General features: G+C 69.9%; 17 protein-coding genes and 1 tRNA gene. 2 read left to right on the top strand and 16 right to left on the bottom strand.

Annotated elements, in window-relative coordinates:
* Window positions 1-26: 26 nt before the first annotated feature.
* From BO64_RS09355 to BO64_RS09340, 4 genes are all read right to left on the bottom strand, one after another.
* On the bottom strand, window positions 27-1,343 hold the full coding sequence (locus tag BO64_RS09355) for a lysozyme (protein ID WP_496403022.1): 1,317 nt from the start codon (window positions 1,341-1,343) through the stop codon (window positions 27-29).
* Between the two features lie 72 nt (window positions 1,344-1,415).
* Window positions 1,416-2,846: a magnesium transporter gene (gene mgtE / locus BO64_RS09350; RefSeq protein ID WP_496403021.1), complete on the bottom strand. Its 1,431-nt coding sequence runs from the start codon at window positions 2,844-2,846 to the stop codon at window positions 1,416-1,418.
* A gap of 141 nt (window positions 2,847-2,987) precedes the next feature.
* Window positions 2,988-3,072 (bottom strand) — tRNA-Leu (locus tag BO64_RS09345).
* A gap of 59 nt (window positions 3,073-3,131) precedes the next feature.
* Entirely contained in the window at window positions 3,132-3,440 is a 309-nt protein-coding gene (locus tag BO64_RS09340; protein WP_496403020.1) for a FliM/FliN family flagellar motor switch protein, read from the bottom strand.
* Between the two features lie 12 nt (window positions 3,441-3,452).
* Between BO64_RS09340 and lipB the strand changes: the two genes are divergently transcribed.
* The gene (lipB, locus tag BO64_RS09335; protein WP_496403019.1) at window positions 3,453-4,175 is read left to right on the top strand and encodes a lipoyl(octanoyl) transferase LipB; all 723 of its coding nucleotides are present in this window, start codon (window positions 3,453-3,455) and stop codon (window positions 4,173-4,175) included.
* Between the two features lie 3 nt (window positions 4,176-4,178).
* Here lipB and BO64_RS09330 read toward each other — a convergent pair whose 3' ends face one another.
* Together BO64_RS09330 and BO64_RS09325 are read right to left on the bottom strand one after the other, a co-directional pair.
* Entirely contained in the window at window positions 4,179-4,577 is a 399-nt protein-coding gene (locus tag BO64_RS09330) for a DUF805 domain-containing protein (RefSeq protein ID WP_496403018.1), read from the bottom strand.
* A 26-nt stretch (window positions 4,578-4,603) separates the two neighbouring features.
* Complete coding sequence (locus BO64_RS09325; protein ID WP_496403017.1) at window positions 4,604-6,577, bottom strand: acetyl-CoA carboxylase biotin carboxylase subunit; 1,974 nt, start codon at window positions 6,575-6,577, stop codon at window positions 4,604-4,606.
* Between the two features lie 74 nt (window positions 6,578-6,651).
* Between BO64_RS09325 and msrB the strand changes: the two genes are divergently transcribed.
* Window positions 6,652-7,149 carry a peptide-methionine (R)-S-oxide reductase MsrB gene (gene msrB, locus BO64_RS09320; RefSeq protein ID WP_496403016.1) on the top strand — a complete coding sequence of 166 codons (498 nt, stop codon included), beginning with the start codon at window positions 6,652-6,654 and terminating at the stop codon, window positions 7,147-7,149.
* A 60-nt stretch (window positions 7,150-7,209) separates the two neighbouring features.
* Here msrB and BO64_RS09315 read toward each other — a convergent pair whose 3' ends face one another.
* The 10 genes from BO64_RS09315 to BO64_RS09270 form a co-directional block, all read right to left on the bottom strand.
* Window positions 7,210-8,502: a BON domain-containing protein gene (locus BO64_RS09315; RefSeq protein WP_496403015.1), complete on the bottom strand. Its 1,293-nt coding sequence runs from the start codon at window positions 8,500-8,502 to the stop codon at window positions 7,210-7,212.
* Window positions 8,503-8,566: 64 nt separating this feature from the next.
* Window positions 8,567-10,099 (bottom strand): acyl-CoA carboxylase subunit beta, encoded by a 1,533-nt coding sequence (locus BO64_RS09310; RefSeq protein WP_496403014.1) that lies wholly within the window; start codon window positions 10,097-10,099, stop codon window positions 8,567-8,569.
* Window positions 10,100-10,219: 120 nt separating this feature from the next.
* Window positions 10,220-10,957: an ATP12 family chaperone protein gene (locus tag BO64_RS09305; protein WP_496403013.1), complete on the bottom strand. Its 738-nt coding sequence runs from the start codon at window positions 10,955-10,957 to the stop codon at window positions 10,220-10,222.
* Window positions 10,958-10,997: 40 nt separating this feature from the next.
* Window positions 10,998-11,975, bottom strand: a complete 978-nt coding sequence (locus BO64_RS09300; RefSeq protein ID WP_496403012.1) for an RluA family pseudouridine synthase — start codon at window positions 11,973-11,975, stop codon at window positions 10,998-11,000.
* Window positions 11,972-12,352: a fluoride efflux transporter CrcB gene (gene crcB, locus BO64_RS09295; protein WP_496403011.1), complete on the bottom strand. Its 381-nt coding sequence runs from the start codon at window positions 12,350-12,352 to the stop codon at window positions 11,972-11,974. The genes BO64_RS09300 and crcB overlap by 4 nt, the downstream gene beginning before the upstream one ends.
* A 44-nt stretch (window positions 12,353-12,396) precedes the next feature.
* The gene (locus BO64_RS09290) at window positions 12,397-12,891 is read right to left on the bottom strand and encodes a CC0125/CC1285 family lipoprotein (protein WP_496403010.1); all 495 of its coding nucleotides are present in this window, start codon (window positions 12,889-12,891) and stop codon (window positions 12,397-12,399) included.
* 84 nt (window positions 12,892-12,975) lie between these two features.
* A complete protein-coding gene (locus tag BO64_RS09285; RefSeq protein ID WP_496403009.1) occupies window positions 12,976-13,722 on the bottom strand; it encodes an RluA family pseudouridine synthase in 747 nt (248 codons plus the stop codon).
* Between the two features lie 76 nt (window positions 13,723-13,798).
* Entirely contained in the window at window positions 13,799-13,930 is a 132-nt protein-coding gene (locus BO64_RS09280) for a hypothetical protein (RefSeq protein WP_496403008.1), read from the bottom strand.
* Between the two features lie 54 nt (window positions 13,931-13,984).
* Window positions 13,985-15,289, bottom strand: coding sequence for a replication-associated recombination protein A (locus BO64_RS09275; RefSeq protein WP_496403007.1), 1,305 nt, complete (start codon window positions 15,287-15,289; stop codon window positions 13,985-13,987).
* 25 nt (window positions 15,290-15,314) lie between these two features.
* Complete coding sequence (locus tag BO64_RS09270; protein WP_496403006.1) at window positions 15,315-16,718, bottom strand: Do family serine endopeptidase; 1,404 nt, start codon at window positions 16,716-16,718, stop codon at window positions 15,315-15,317.
* Between the last annotated feature and the right edge of the window lie 15 nt (window positions 16,719-16,733).

Genomic DNA, 16,733 nt, shown 5'->3' with positions numbered 1-16,733 from the left:
ACGGGCCGCCGAAGGCCGCGACAAGCCTAACCGCGTTCAGACATCCGGCCGAGCCGTTCCAGCAGGCGGAAGACGGCGACCGCGAAGAAGCCGATCCCGGCGAGGCCCGCCGCCCACGCCACCACCAGCGAACTCCCCCCCGCACCCGCGGCCGAAGCCGCCCGGGCGTTGAGCCCCCAGAACAGGCCGAAGCCGAAGAAGGCCAGGCCCAGCAGGGCGAGCACCAGGTCGGTGACCAGGCCGCTCTTCTCGGCCTTGCGGGGCAGCGGCGCCACCCGCGCCGGAATGAACTCATGCACCGCCGTGTCGTCGATCAGCACTCGCGGCGGCTCCGGCTCGTCGCCGACGACCCGGGTGGCGTCATTGGCAGGCTGCGGCGCCTCGAAGGCGGCCGCCGGCGGCGGGGCGGGCTCCTCCACCGCAGGCTCGGCCTCCGGAGCCGCATCCGCCGCAAGATCCGGCGCCGGCTCGAACTCGGCCGTGATCGGCGGGGCGAAGTCGGCCTGCGGGCGCACTTCCACGGTCTCGGGCGCCGGTTCGGCGACAGGCTCCTCGAAAGTCCTCTCCCAGGCGCTCTCGCGAATCGGCTCAGGCGGGGGCTCAGACGGGCGGTCAGACCGCGGATCCGGCCGCGGCTCGGCGTCGCCCTCGGGATAGATGGCCTGCAGCCGGGCCGTCACCGCCTCGGCGGCGGCGCGGACCACCGCGCCGGGCTCGGGCTCCTCGGCCTGAGGCTCGGCCGGGGCTTCGCCCTCGCGCCCGATCTGCACGGTCTCGCCGTCCAGGTCGGCCACCAGCTCGGTCGGCCGCTCGCCGGGTATCAGGTTGAGGGCGTCGAGGTCGAGCAGCGGTCGAAGCACCGGCGACGGCGCCGTGGGCCAGGCCTCGCCCGGCGGGGTGAGGAACAGGGCCTTTTCGGCCGCCCTGCGGCGCACCAGGGCGTCGAGCACGATGCGCCCGCCCTGGAACTCGGTCTTGCGCCACAGCTCCATGGCGCAGGCCGCCTGCAGCGGCTCCCCGGCGTTCAGCCGCGCCAGCACCTGCGAACTGCGGAAGGCGTCGGTCCCCAAATTGAAGGCGAAGCTGACCAGGGCGTCGAACTGATTCTGGGTGAGCGGGGTGAAGACGTTCTCGTTCACCACATGGGCTACCGCGATCAGGTCGTAGATCAGCAGGGCCTCAGCGTCCTCCTCCGACACCTCGGCGCCTTCGCGGGCGGTCAGGGTGTGGCCATAGCCGATCGTCCACCGCCCGTCGGGAAGCCGGGCGGCTTTTCGGCGGTAGCCCTCGAACCGCTTGATCAGTTCGATGGCGGTCCGGGAGACGCGGTAGCGCGGACGCATGGCGTACGAAGTTTGACCCAAAACGGCACAGGCGACGGAAGCCCGCAGGCTTCGCCGCAACTTGAAGGCCACTTACAGCAGAATGAGCGCCGCGAGTCCCAGGAAGGCGAAGAAGCCTGTGAAGTCTGTGACAAACGTGACGAAAACCGAGGATGAAACCGCCGGATCCCGGCCCATCCGATCCAGAGCCAGGGGAATCACCGCCCCGGCCAACCCGGCCACGAACAGGGTGATGATCATCGAAAGGCCAAACGCCAGGCTCAGGCGCAGGTCGTGGAACAGGCCATAGATGGCCGCCCCCGTGATCACCGCCAGGACGGTCCCGTTGGCGAGGCCCACGGCCATCTCCCGGCTGATCGTGCGGATGGCGTTGAAGGCGGACAGCTCACGACTGGCCAGGGCGCGGACGGCCACCGCCAGGGTCTGGGTGCCGGCGTTGCCGCCCAGGGCCGAAACGATCGGCGTCAGGGCCGCGAGGATCGCGAGCTTCTGAATCTGGCTCTCGAAGGCGCCGATGACGCTGGCGGCCAGGGCCGCAGTGACGGTGTTGACCAGCAGCCAGGGCAGACGCGAGCGCACGATGCCCCCCACGTCCGCATCGCGCCCGGCGTCCGAAACGCCGGCCAGGGCCAGGATGTCCTCCTCGCCCTCCTCCTGGATGACGCCGACGATGTCGTCGACGGTGATCTGGCCGACCAGCCGCCCGCCCGGCTCCACCACCGGCGCCGAGATCAGGTGGTACTTGTCGAAGATGTAGGCGACCTCTTCCTGGTCCATGTCGACCGGGATTTCGGTCACCGGCTCCATGATCTGGGCGAGCGGCGAGTCGCGCTTCACCCGCAGGAGCTGGCTGACGGGAACCGCGCCCACGGGCCGGTAGCTGGGATCGACCACATAGACGTCGAAGAACAGCTCGGGGAGGTCTTCCGATTCGCGGCGGAAGTGGTCGATGGCCTGGCCGACGGTCCAGAACTGGGGCGCGGCCACCACCTCGCGCTGCATCAGGCGGCCGGCGGTCTCGTCGCCATAGGCCAGGGAGGTCTCGATGGCCGCCCGTTCCACCTCGGGCATGGCCGCCAGCACCTGGGCGCGCTTCTCCTCCTCGAGGTCGTCGACCACGTCGACGGCGTCGTCCGAATCCATCTCGCCGATGGCCTTGGCGAGGGTCGCGGACGGCACGTGCTCCAGCACCTCCTCGCGAATCTCGGTGTCCAGCTCCGAGAGAATCTCGGCCAGGGTCTCGGGATCGAGGTGCGGGATCAGCTCCTCCCGGGCGTCCGCCGAGAGGAAGCCCATGAGGTCGGCCACGTCGGCCGGGTGCAGCGCCCCCAGGAGCTCGCGCAGCCGTTCGGCGTCGCCCCGATCCAGGGCGTCCACCACATCCGAGACGAATTCGGGATTGAGCGCGTAGTCCTCGCCGAGGGCGAGGTCTTCCAGGTGTTCTTCGGGCGGGGAAAGCGCCTTGTCCTTCAGGTCAGTGAGGTCGTCCGTTTCACGGCTCATGCGGACCTCCCTGGCAATGTTGCGGACGGGCTAGCTCGTACCTCGTTGAAAACCCTGATTCACTGGCGTGGTCGAGGGCGCTGCTTCGCCCCCGATCACCAGTTCCACTCTAGCCTGACCCCCTGGGAGGGCGAAGCAGGATGGTGCGGTCGAGAAGACTCGAACTTCCACGGGTTGCCCCACAGCGACCTCAACGCTGCGCGTCTACCAATTCCGCCACGACCGCTCGTGGTGAGGCGGGGCAGGTAGCAAACGCCGAGTGCTTTGTGAAGTGCGCCGCGAAACTTAGACGCCGCCGGCCATGTAGTCGTAGACATCCGCCTCGCGCGTGACGGCGATGGCGATCTTGTCGTCGGCGATCTGGATCTCGCCCCGGGCCACCGGATGGTTGTTCGCCAGGATCCAGACTTCCTCATTCACCGTGGCGTCCAGGGGAATCACCGCGCCCCGGCCCATGCGCAGCAGCTGCGCCATCGGCAGGGTGGCGCGACCAAGCACCACCTGGATCTCGACGTTGACGGCCTTGACCTGGGACACGAGGCGGGACTCTCCGGAACACCTTCGGGCTTTGCGCGACGCGCGCCCGACGCCCACATTGACGGGAACATGCTTGACCGCGCGTTAAACACTCCGCCCGCCCTGCGCTTCGGCCGGGACGACCAGACCCCCGCAGGCTGGGCGGTCTCGACGGGCTACGTGGACTATCCCGCCGCCGTGGAGGCCATGGAGGCCCGGGCGGCCGCCATCGCCGAAGGAGCCGCGGGCGAGCTGGTCTGGCTCCTGGAGCATCCGCCGCTCTACACCGCCGGCGTCTCGGCCAAGCCGGCCGACCTGCTTCAGCCCGACCGATTCCCCGTGTTCCAGACCGGCCGGGGCGGCCAGTTCACCTACCACGGCCCCGGCCAGCGGGTGGCGTATGTCATGCTGGACCTCACCAAGCGCCGGCGGGACGTGCGCGCCTTCGTCGCAGCCCTGGAGGCCTGGGTGATCGGCGCCCTGGACCATTTCAACGTCACCGGCGAGCTGCGCGAAGGCCGGGTCGGCGTGTGGGTGGAGCGCAAGGCGCCGGGTGTACCGACCCGCGAGGACAAGATCGCCGCGATCGGGGTGAAGTTGCGCCGCTGGGTCTCGTTCCACGGCATCTCGCTGAACGTGGAGCCGGACCTCGCCCACTTTTCGGGAATCGTCCCCTGCGGCCAGACCGAGCACGGGGTGACGAGCCTCGTGGACCTGGGCCTGCCCGTGACCATGGACGAAGCCGACGCCGCCCTGAAGGCCAGCTTCCGCGAGGTGTTCGGCGAGGTCGTGGACGCCGACCCGCCTGTCTGAGGGTCAGACCGGCGCCAGCGGGCGGAGCGGATTGAGGCCGTAGCGGTTGGCGCCCATCTCGCCCGGCATCACGGCCAGCTCCACCACCGCCCAGATCAGCACCAGGAAGAACGGGAAGTCGAAGAAGCCGATGGGGTGCGGCCAGCAGGCGGCGATGGACAGCAGGATCAGCGCCGCCCACCAGCCCGAGCGGCCGCGGTCGTGCAGACGCTTCGAGAGCACGCAGGCGCCGCAGTAAATCAGCACCGGATAGACCAGCCAGCCGGTCAGGAGCCGCGGCAGCAGCCCCTCCACGAGCGCTTCGTAGAGGGCCGCAAGGCCGAGCAGCACCACGGCGGCCACCAGCGACGGCAGGCGCGGCGCCCGGCCGTTCGCCGAGAGGAACAGCTCCGAAAAGCCCATCGGGCGCCCCCGCCGTGATTCCTACATCAGGCGAACTCTACCAGAACCTCGTCGGCCGCGACGCTGTCGCCGGACTTGGCGTTCACCGCCTTCACGGTGCCGTCCCGCTCGGCGCGGATGATGTTCTGCATCTTCATGGCCTCGAGCACGGCCACCACCTCGCCGGTCTTCACCTCCTGGCCGGCGGTGACGTCGATGGAGACCACCAGGCCCGGCATGGGCGAAAGCACCAGCTTGGAAGTGTCGGCGGCCTTCTTGGGCGGCAGTTTCTCGTGCAGTTCGGCCGAGCGCGGGGTCAGCACCAGCACCTGGGCCTGGGCCGCCCGGTGGCGGATGATGAAGCCCTCCGCCGCCGGCTTCACCGTGACGGTGAACGGCGTCCCGTCCAGCTTGCCGCGGAACAACGGCCGGCCCGGCCGCCAGTCGATGTCGGTCAGCCGCCGGGTGCGACCCTTGCTCTCCACCACCAGCGCCTCGCCATCGGCCGAGACCCGCACGGCCCGCTTCTCGTGGCCGATGACCTCGATCCATTCGTTGCGGAGCAGGTCCGGCGCGACCCGGGCCTGGAGGGTGCGGTGCATGGACAGCGCCACGGCGCCCATGATGTCGCGCTGCAGCTCGGTGGGCGGCAGGCCCTGGAAGCCGTCCGGGAACTCGTCCTTGATGTAGCTGGTGGACAGCTTGCCCGACCGGAACCGCGGCTGATCCATCACCGCGGCCAGGAACGGGATGTTGTGGCCCGGCCCCTCGATGTGGAAGTCCTCGAGGGCCCGGCCCATGGCGTCGATGGCCGCCTCGCGGGTCTTCCCCCAGGTGGAGAGCTTGGAGATCATCGGGTCGTAGAACATCGAGATCTCGTCGCCCTCGCGGACGCCGGCGTCGTTGCGCACCTTGGCCGCCCCCGCCGGGCCTTCCACGGGCGGTTCGTAGCGCACCAGGCGGCCGATGGACGGCAGGAAGCCGCGGTAAGGGTCCTCGGCGTAGATGCGGCTCTCGATGGCCCAGCCGTTGATCTTCAGGTCCTTCTGGCCGAAGGCGAGTTTCTCGCCCGCCGCCACCCGGATCATCTGCTCCACGAGGTCGATCCCGGTGATCAGCTCGGTCACCGGATGCTCCACCTGCAGGCGGGTGTTCATTTCCAGGAAGTAGAAGCTGCGGTCCTGGCCGGCCACGAATTCCACGGTGCCGGCGCTGTCATAGCCCACGGCCCGGGCCAGGGCGACGGCCTGCTCGCCCATGGCGTGGCGGGTCTTGCCGTCCAGCAGCGGGCTCGGCGCCTCCTCGATGACCTTCTGGTTGCGGCGCTGGATCGAGCACTCGCGCTCGAACAGATGGACCACATTGCCGTGCTTGTCGCCCAGCACCTGGATCTCCACGTGCCGCGGGCTTTCGATGAACTTCTCGATGAAGATGCGGTCGTCGCCGAAGCTGGACTTGGCTTCGGCCCGCACGGCCGGGAAGCCCTCCTCCACGTCCTTGCGGCTCCAGGCGACGCGGATGCCCTTGCCGCCGCCGCCCGCGGAGGCCTTGATCATCACCGGGTAGCCGATCTCCTCGGCGATCTGCACGGCGTGGTCGGTGTCGGCGATCTCGCCCACATGGCCGGGCACGGTGGACACCCCGGCCTTGGCGGCGAACTTCTTGGACTCGATCTTGTCGCCCATGGCCTCGATGGCCTTGGGGTTCGGGCCGATGAAGACAATGCTCTCGGCGGCCAGCCGCCTAGCGAAGCTAGCGTTCTCGGACAGGAAGCCGAAGCCGGGGTGCACCGCCTCAGCTCCGGTCTGGCGGACGGCCTCGACGATCTTGTCCTGAAGCAGGTAGCTCTGGGCGGCCGGGGGTGGACCAATGAAGACCGCATCATCGGCCATTTCCACGGCCATCGAGTCGGCGTCGGCCTCGGAGTAGACGATGGCCGTCTTGATGCCCATCCGACGGGCCGTCTTGATGATGCGGACGGCGATCTCGCCCCGGTTCGCAATCAGGATCTTCGAAAACATTCCGTCCCTTACGCGCCGCCGCATGGGCGCCCTGCGTCTTTCACTTGCGAAGCGGCGACCTTAGATTGACGAACATGAGCACGCCAGCGGTCTCCCCCTCCGGTTTTGACCTCTCTCCGCCTGACGCAGAGGAACGCAAGGCCCTCGAAGCGGGCCTCTCCCGCGAGGAGGCCGAGGTGCTGCTGCACCATGGGACCGAGGCCCCGTTCTGCGGCGGCCTGCTCGATCAGAAGGACGACGGAATCTACTGCTGCCGGCTCTGCGCCCTGCCCCTGTTCCGGCACCAGACCAAGTTCGAGAGCGGCACCGGCTGGCCGTCGTTCTGGGCGCCCTTCGACGAGACCCACGTGAAAGCCGTGCGCGACACCTCCTACGGCATGATCCGCATCGAGACGCTGTGCGCCCGATGCGGCAGCCACCAGGGCCATGTGTTCCCGGACGGGCCGCCGCCCACGCGGCTGCGCTACTGCATCAATTCGGTCTCCCTGGAGTTCGTGCCCACCGGCGCGCCCCTGCGCGACCCGCTGCACCGGGGCGATAACGCCGCCCTGGCCGCCGCCCTCGGCAAATAGTCCTCGGGCAAACGGCCGGCGGCCCCTCCCCGGCGTGACCGGGAAGGAGCGCCGGATGTCTTACGACCGCCGGCTCGTAGAGCTGGTCGCAGCGGTATCGTCGCTGGGCGAGACCCCGCCATGGGCGTTGGCGTGGCCGGCGTCCTTGCGCATCTGGGCGTCCAGCACGCTGTCGCCGTAGCCCGGCGCGGCGCTGGTGAAGAACGAGCCCTGGTCCACGCGCAGGTTGTTCTGCACGTGACGCACGCCCGCGATCTCCTCGACGCAGCGCTCGGCCCGATGCTTGGCCTCGCGGGTCTCCACTGTCCCGGAAAGCGTCACCTCCCCGCCGGAGACCGAGACATTGATGTTGGAGGCGTCGACCCAGGGATCGTCGGTCAGCCGCTGATGGGCGTCGTCGCTGATCCGCTCGTCCGACCGCTTGTAGTCCTTGGGGCCCCGGCCGCGATAGCCGCGGTCATCCGCCCAACGGGCTTGCCGGGGCTCGTCGGAGCCATAGGGCTCGCGACCGCCGGAAAGGTCGCGGCGCACCTCGTCCATCGCCTCGCCGAACCAGGTCTTCGCCCGCTGCAAGAAGCCCCCGCCTGACCGGCCGCGATAGTCGGGGCGATCCGCGCCGCGCTCCCAGTCGCGGATGCCGCCGTGGTCTTCGGTGCGCCCGGCGTCGCCGTAGCCTCGCTCGTAGTCGTAGCCGCCGATGCCGCCGGACGCCGGCCGGCGCATTTCACGGGCGTAGCGCCGCTCCAGGTCCCGGTCGGCGTCATAGCCGCGGGGGACATCGCCATAGGCGCGCCCGCCCTGGCCGTATTCCTCCCGATAGATGGGCTGGCGCCGATCGTCGCCGTAGAAGCGGCCGCCGCGGGTGTAGTCCTGGCGCGCGAACCTCAGGCCGCGGGCCCGCTCCAGGTCGTATTCGTCGTTCTCATAGGCGGGGCTGACGCCCTGGTAGTCCGGCTCCTGCCACGCCGGCCGGTCGTGACCGGGCCGCGGGCCGTAGCTCCAGCCGCCCTCACGCTGATCGGCGGCGTAGGACGGCCCCGGGCGGCCAGGCTCGGCGCGATTGTACTCGGCGCCAGTGTCGCGCTCGCCGAACACCCGGTCGCGGTCACGGCCCTCGACTCGGGCCGCATAGCGGTCGCGGCTGGTGGGATAGTCGTCGCCATAGCGGTCGCGACCACCGAAGCCGCCGTCGGGCCCATAGCCGCCGGGGGAGCCGCCGAAGCTGCGGTCCTCCTGCCAGAGACGGCCCTGCCGCGAGTCCGGCCGGTCGTCAGCGCCCCGGCCATAGGCCTCGTTACGCCAGTTGCGCTCGCGCCAGCGCCGTTCGCGCTCCTCGATCCACCGATCGGGCATGGGAACTCCTCCTGTTCTGCAGGCAAATGCTTGCAGGCAGAACCAGGAGCGCCGGGGGTGGTTCCTAGAGCGGGATGTTGTCGTGCTTCTTCCAGGGGTTCTGGAGTTGCTTGCCCTTGAGGCTCTTGAGGGCGCGCACGATCCGGCGACGGGTGCCGTGGGGCATGATCACATCGTCGATGTAGCCTCGTGAGGCCGCCACGAACGGGTTGGCGAAGCGGGCCTTGTATTCGGCCTCCCGGGCGGCGATGGCGTCGGGGTCGCCGATCTCGGCGCGGAAGATGATCTCCACCGCCCCCTTGGAGCCCATCACGGCGATCTCGGCGGTCGGCCAGGCGTAGTTCACGTCGCCACGGATGTGCTTTGAGCTCATCACGTCATAGGCCCCGCCATAGGCCTTGCGGGTGATGACCGTGATCTTCGGCACGGTGGCCTCGGCGTAGGCGAACAGCAGCTTGGCGCCGTGGCGGATCAGGCCGCCCTGCTCCTGCTTGGTGCCGGGCATGAAGCCGGGCACGTCCACGAAGGTGATGATCGGGATTTCGAAGGCGTCGCAGAAGCGCACGAAACGGGCGCCCTTGCGGCTGGCGTCGATGTCCAGCACCCCGGCCAGGGTCTGCGGCTGGTTGGCGACGATGCCGACCGTCTGGCCGTCCATGCGGGCGAAGCCGACCACGATGTTCTTGGCGAAGTCCGGGCTGATCTCGAAGAAGTCGCCCTCGTCCACGACCTTCAGGATCAGCTCCTTCATGTCGTAGGGCTTGTTCGGATTGGCCGGCACCAAGGTGTCGAGCGACGGCTCCTCACGCTCGGGATCGTCGAAGCTCTTCCGGACCGGCGGCTTCTCACGGTTGGACAGCGGCAGGAAGTCCACCAGCCTGCGAACCTGGGTCAGGGCCTCCAGATCGTTCTCGAAAGCGCCGTCGGCGACGCCGGACTTCAGGGCGTGCACGCGGTAGCCGCCCAGCTCCTCGTGGCTGACCTCCTCGTGGGTGACGGTCTTCACCACGTCCGGGCCCGTCACGTACATGTAGGAGGTGTCCTTCACCATGAAGATGAAGTCGGTGATGGCCGGCGAATAGACGTCGCCGCCGGCGCATGGCCCCATGATCACGCTGATCTGCGGGATGACGCCCGAGGCCAGGGTGTTCTCGAGGAAGATGTCGGCATAGCCGCCGAGGGCCGCCACACCCTCCTGGATGCGGGCGCCGCCGGCGTCGAACAGGCCGATGATCGGCGCGCCAACCTTCAGGGCCTGACGCTGGACCTTGAGGATCTTCTCGGCGTGGGCGCTCGACAGCGAGCCGCCGAAAACGGTGAAGTCCTTGGAGAAGACATAGACCACCCGGCCGTTGATGGAGCCCCAGCCGGTCACCACGCCATCGCCCGGGATCTTCTGCTTGTCCATCCCGAACTCGCTCACCCGGTGCTCGACGAACATGTCGAACTCCTCGAACGAGCCTTCGTCGAGCAGCAGGTCGATGCGCTCGCGGGCGGTGAGCTTGCCCTTGGCGTGCTGCGCAGCGATGCGCTTCTCGCCACCGCCCAGACGGGCGTCCGCACGGCGCTTCTCGAGCTCTTCCAGGATGTGCTTCACGAACGACGTCTCCCTACGCCGGCCAAGGCGTAGTCGGGACGTTCCGGCCACGCAAGCTCACGCGGGGTGAGGCGCCTTGCGTCTGTCTGACGTTCAGAGTGACCCGAAAGCGGGTCGCGCTCAACCGGCGGCGAGGCCGCGGAACCAGCGCTCCAGCATGGCCGCCTCGCCGCGCAGGCGCTCGGTGCGTTCCGCCGCCTCGGCGTCGACGCCCCACTTCTCCTGCTGGAACGCCTCGTCGATGCGGGAGAGTTCGAAGGCCTCCGGCCCGGACACCCAGCCGCGCAGCACCGCAACGCCTAGCACCGCCGAGCCGAACAGGGCGACGCCGAATGCGAGACCCGCCAGGGTGAAGTCGTCGAGCTCCAGGGCCAGGGCGCGCACCTTCTCCAGCGTCTCGGCCGGCTGTGGCCGGTGGACGATCCCCACGGTGGTTTCGAAACGCAGGCCCGCCTCGGCCTCCGCCCTGGCGCGCAGCGGGGCCCAGGCCGCTTCCTGCCGCTCCACCAGGGCGGCCGGGTCCTCGGCGAGGTAGCAGACGAGGTCGGCGCCCGCGTACTGCGCCACCTGGTCGGCCACGGCTTCGCGGGTGGCGCCGATGGAGTCCAGCGCGGTGTTGGCCAAACGGTTGGCGTGCATCAGGGCGAGCTCGAGATGGTCGCCCTGCCCGGCCCACTCCTCAGCCACCTGCTCGGCGAGCGCACGCGTCGGCGCCTGGAACACGCGGCCGCCCGGCGTGCGCAGGTTGCGGCCGTCCAGCAGGATGCCGAAACCGCCGCCCTCGACGGCCTGCACGGTCACGTCCTTGTAGAAGCGCCGCGGCTTCTCGCCCGGCTCCACGAAGCCCTTAACCTGCACGTCGCACTCCTGACTCTTGTCCTCTCGGCCCCGCCGCGCCCTAGCGCCGGCGGCCGAAGGGTTCGGGATCGGCCTCGTGCTCGTCGAAGCCGAAACGCTCGAAACCGGCCTTCATCTCTTTGCCGATCGGCGCTTCCAGCAGCAGCGTGCCGCGCGAGGGATGCGGCAGCACCAGCCGGCGGGCGTGGAGCTGCAGCCGCAGTTCACCGGACAGCTCGGCCGAGGCGTCGGTCTTGTACTTGGGATCGCCGAGGATCGGATGGCCCATGGCCAGCATGTGGGCGCGGAGCTGGTGCGTGCGGCCGGTGTGCGGCCACAGCGCCATCCACGCCACCTTGTCCGCCGCCCGGGCCAGGGTGACGAACTCTGTCTCCGCAGTCTCGGCCCGCGGGTCCTTGGGGTCGGCGGGGACCATCATCTCGCGGTCGCCGACGCCCTTCTTGGCGAGCGGCAGGTCCAGGACGCCCTCGCCCGGCTTGGGCAGGCCGGCCACTAGGGCCCAGTAGATCTTCTGCGTGCGCCGCTTGGCGAAGGCCCCGGCCAGCTTGGCGGCGGCGGCCGGCGACTTGCCCAGCACCAGCACGCCCGAGGTGTCGCGGTCGAGCCGGTGGACCAGGCGCGGGCGCTCCAGCCCCTCGCCCCAGGCCGACAGCAGCCCGTCGACGTGGCGGGTGGTCTTGGTGCCGCCCTGCACGGCGAGGCCCGAGGGCTTGTTCAGCGCCAGGACGTCCTCGTCCTCATAGATCACCAGACTCTTGGCGTAGGCGATGTCGCGCGGGTCGAGTTCGCCCTTGGCCTTGGGCGGCGGCGCATCGGGCAGCGGCGGCACGCGCACCTGGGCGCCGGCGGTCAGCCGGGTGTCGGGCTTGGCGCGGGCGCCGTCCACGCGGATCTGGCCCGAACGGGTCAGCTTCTGGATCTGCACATGGTTCAGGTGCGGCCAGCGGCGCTTGAACCACCGGTCGAGGCGCACGCCGTCCTCGGCCTTGTCCACCCAGAGGGTCTTCACCTCTCTCATGCGAACACCCGCCGCGCGAGCATGAGGCCTGCAAACAGGGCCGTCACGGAGAGGATCGCCGAACCCGCGCCATAGGTGAAGGCTTGGCCATAGGCGCGGCGCTCAAGCATCAGAGCCACCTCCAACGAATAGGCGGAAAAGGTCGTGAAACCGCCCAGGACGCCGACGCCCAGGAGCAGACGCCAGGGCTCGGCGCCCTCGCCCCTCTGCGCGAGCACGCCGGCCAACAGGCCCATCAGGAACCCGCCCAGGATGTTGGCCGTGAAGGTGCCAGCCGGCCATCCGGAGCCGAACCAGCGAAGGGCCTGGACCCCCAGGAGGTAGCGCGCGACGGCTCCGGCCGCGCCGCCGGCCCCGACCAGCAGGAGAGCTTGCATCGCGCCCTTATGCGCCGGGCGCGGGCCGGACGGAAGGGGCCGCCTCAGACACGCGGGGCAAGGTTCTGCCGCAGGGCGCGGGCGTCATAGGCGTCGGGGGCGCGAGGCCGCTGGCCACGTCCCATCAGCACCTCCAGGGTGGCGGTCACGGCCGGCCCGCCGCCGAGGGCGAAGCTAGTCCCCAGGCCCACGCCGACGCTGGAGCGACGGCCGAAGTCGGCGCCGCCGACGCCGAAGCCCACCCGCGGGCCGCTGTCGCTCCGCCCCTGCAGCACCCGGTCGGTCACCCGGAACCAGTCGTAGCCGTTGGCCAGCGCGAGGTCTGCGGCCCGCAGCAGGGCGAGGTCGGTGACATGCTGGGCCGATGCGCCCGGACCACCCTGGAAGGTCACCCGGAAGCGTTCTGCCTCGATGCGGTACTCGGAATAGCCCACGCCGTTCGGGACCGCCGCCGGCTGATAGAGCGTCGGCTGGGTGGCGCAGGCCGACAGGGACAGCGCGCCGAGGACGGCAAGCGCGGGAAGGATCAGGCGGTTCATTCGGTCAGGCCTCTTTCCCAGCAGATTGCACGAACAGCTTTGCGGTTCCGGCGCCTGACGGGCGAACGGGGGACGTTCCCCGGCTCATCCCAGTCCGAGGGCAGCGATCAGGCCCGCCATGTCCGCAGACGGCTCGGCCTCCAGCCGCTTGGTCCCCCCGGCGGGATGCGGGAAGGCCAGCGCCCGGGCATGCAGCATCAGGCGCGGGACGGCCTGGCCGCTCACCACCAGGGCGCCGCCATAGCGCGCATCCCCGGCGATCGGCCTGCCAATGGCGGAAAGGTGCACCCGCAGCTGGTGCATCCGCCCGGTCTGCGGCTCCAGCTCCAGCAAGGCGGCGCCGTCGGTGGTCTTCAGCGTCCGGTAGCGGGAGACGGACGCCTCGGCGTCCGGGTGGCCCGGATCGCAGACCCGCATATAGGCCTCGCGCCCCTGTTCCTCCCGGCGCAGCGGCAGCTCGATGACGCCCTGCGGCGGCTCGGGTGCGCCAGGGGTGACAATGGCGTTGTAGGTCTTTGAAAAAGCCCGTTTCATCAGCGCCTTGCCGAGGAAACTTGCGGCAGGCTTGGTCTTGGCCGTGAGGATCACGCCCGAGGTGTCGCGGTCCAGGCGATGGATCAGGCGCGGCCTGGCCTTGCCGGGTCTGGCGAAGGCCCAGAGCAGTTCGTCGAGGGTGTTCACCTGCCCGCGCCCGCCCTGGCTGGACAGCCCGGCGGGCTTGTTCAGCGCCAGAATCTCGGCGTCCTCATAGAGGACCAGGCTCCGGACGAGGGCGATCTCGTCCGGGGTGAGCGGGACGGGCTTGAGCTTGTCGGACTTCGGCGGCTTCACACCGCCATCTAGCGGAGGACTCCCCACTTCGTCATCGCAAAGGCGCACCAGGCGAAGAGGACGCAGGTGACGAAGATCACGCGCCCTGCACGATCTGCATGGCCTGGGTCAGGCCCGCCCCGCCGTCCGTCAGGACGTAGTCGTAGACAAAGCTCGCCACGAACGCGGCCAGCGAGGCGAGAAAGATGGTTATCTCGCTCCCTCCCAAGGAGTCTTGGGAGAAAGCCTAGGCCTCGTCAGGTCGAATAACGACGATCGCCGATCAGGCGCCCTTCTGGCGGCGGAGGGCCGCCCAGCGCTCCAGCCGTTCCTTGATGCGCGCCTCGGTCCCCTCGCCCCGCGGCCGGTAGAACTGCCGCCGCTCCATCCCCTCGGGGAAATAGTTCTGGCCGGAGAAGCCCTCGGCGGTGTCGTGGTCGTAGGCGTAGCCCTTGCCGTAGCCGAGGTCCTTCATCAGCCGCGTGGGGGCGTTGAGGATATGGCTGGGCGGCATCAGCGAGCCGGTCTCCTTCGCCGCCCGCATGGCCTCCCTGTAGGCCACATAGACGGCGTTGGACTTGGGTGCGGCGGCCAGATGGACCACCAGCTGGGCCAGGGCGAGTTCGCCCTCGGGCGAGCCCAGGAAGTCGTAGGTGTCCTTGACGGCGTTGGCGAGCACCACGGACATCGGGTCGGCCTCACCGATGTCCTCGACGGCGGCCCGGACCAGCCGGCGGGCGATGAACAGCGGATCCTCGCCGCCCTGCAGCATCCGCGCGAGCCAGTAGAGCGCCGCATCCGGGTCCGAGCCGCGGATCGACTTATGCAGGGCCGAGATGAGGTTGTAGTGCTCTTCCCGGTCCTTGTCGTAGGCCGGACTGCGCTTCTGCAGGATCTGGCCGAGTTCCTTGGTGGTGAGCGGCCGGGCCGAGCCGATGTTGAACAGGGTCTCGGAAAGCGTCAGCAGGTAGCGCCCATCGCCGTCCGCCAGGGCCACCAGAGCCGCCCGCGCCTCGGGCTCCAGCGGCAGGGCGCGGCCTTCATGGGCCTCGGCCTTGGCCAGCAGGCTCTCCAGGGCCTCCTCATCCAGGCGCTTCAGCACATAGACCTGGCAGCGCGACAGGAGCGCCCCGTTGAGCTCGAACGAGGGGTTCTCCGTCGTCGCCCCCACCAGGGTGACGATCCCCTCTTCCACAAACGGCAGGAAGCCGTCCTGCTGGGCGCGATTGAAGCGGTGGATTTCGTCCACAAACAGCAAGGTAGCCTGGCCGGCCATGCGGCGGGCGCGGGCCTGTTCGAAGGCCTTCTTCAGGTCGGCGACGCCGGAGAAGACTGCCGACAGCTGCTGGAACTCGTAGCCGGCCTCCCGGGCCAGCAGCCGAGCGATGGTGGTCTTGCCCGTGCCCGGCGGGCCCCAGAGGATCATCGACGACAGCCGCTTGGCCTCGGCCATGCGGCGGATCGCGCCCTCGGGCCCCAACAGATGCTCCTGCCCCACCACCTCGTCGAGGCGCTGGGGGCGCAGGCGGTCAGCCAGCGGCGATGGCTGCTGGGGCGTTAGGCCTGCGGCTTCGAACAGATCGGCCATGCGGCGGGCCTTACCACAGCCCGCGTCAGAAGTTGGCGGTGATCGTCTGGCCGCCGCGCTCCAGAGTGATCTGCCAGCCGCGGGACGGCGTCTCAAGGGCGCTCACGAGATCGCGCACGCTCTCGATCCGCCGGCCATTCACCGAGCGGATGATGTCGCCCGGGCGGAAGCCCGCGCCAACGGCGAAGCCGCGACCGACGCCGGAGACCAGCACGCCCGGCCCCAGGAACGGATCGAGCCCCAGTTCGTCGGCGGTGGCCGGCGACAGGTTGATCACCGTGGCGCCGCTCAGCGGATTCTGGCCCTGGATGGTCCGCTGATCGCGGGCCGGGGTGGCGGACGGCGCCTCGGCGCGGACGGTCAGGGTCTGCTCACGCCCACCGTCCCGGCGGACCACCAGGCGAACGGTGTCGCCGGGCCGCTTAGTGGCGAAGAGGTAGTTGAGGCTGGCGGCGTCAACCACGGGCCGCCCCTCGGCGCTGACCACCACGTCGCCCTGCCGAAGGCCCGCCCGATCGGCAGGGCCGCCCGGCCAGACGTCGGCCACGAGGGCTCCCTGCGGCAGCGACAGGCCCAGGGAGCGGGCGATCTCGGAGGTGACGCTCTGGGTGCGCGCCCCCAGCCAGGGACGCACCACGGCCCGGCCGCCGCCGACGGCGGTCTCCACGACCCGCCGGACGACCGCCGCTGGCACCGCGAAACCCACGCCAGACGAACTGCCCGAACGCGAGAGGATGAAGCTGTTCACCCCGATCAGCTCGCCGTCCATGTCCACGAGCGCGCCGCCGGAATTGCCGGGGTTGATGGCCGCGTCGGTCTGGATGTAGGCGGCCGCGCCCTCGTCGTCAGGCGTGCGGTTCAGGGCCGAGACGATGCCGTTGGTCACGGTCTGCCCGACGCCGAAGGGGTTGCCGATGGCCAGCACCAGGTCGCCGACCTGGGTGTCCTCGGAATCGTCGATGGGCAGAACCGCCAGCCGCTCGCCCGGCGGCACGTCGATCTTCAGCACGGCCAGGTCCGTGCGCGGGTCGGCCAGCAGGATGCGGGCGGGGAATTCCCGGCGGTCGGCGAGCGAGACGGTGATCTCCTGGCCGTTCTCGACCACATGGTTGTTGGTGACGATCACCCCGTCGTCCCGGACGATGACCCCCGAGCCCAGGGAGTTGGTCACGCGGGCCCTAGGCGCGCCGAGGCCGAAGAGCTGCCAGAAGGGGTCGGTCTGCTGGCGGACCAGCCGACGCGCCGAGATGTTCACCACGGCCGGCGCAGCGCGCGCGACGACGGGGGCGAACGAGCTCTTCATCGCCAGGACGTTGGCCGGCGGGGCGCGGTTCGGCTGGGCGAAGCCCGAGGTTTGCTGGGCGGCGGCGGGCGTGGTCCCGAGCGAGACGACGGCCAGGGCGGGGATCAGGACGCGGACGGCGCGCATGAAGTCTCCGAAAAC

It is taken from the genome of Phenylobacterium composti DSM 19425, from assembly GCF_059568645.1.
This window is presented reverse-complemented; position numbering and strand designations above follow the sequence as displayed.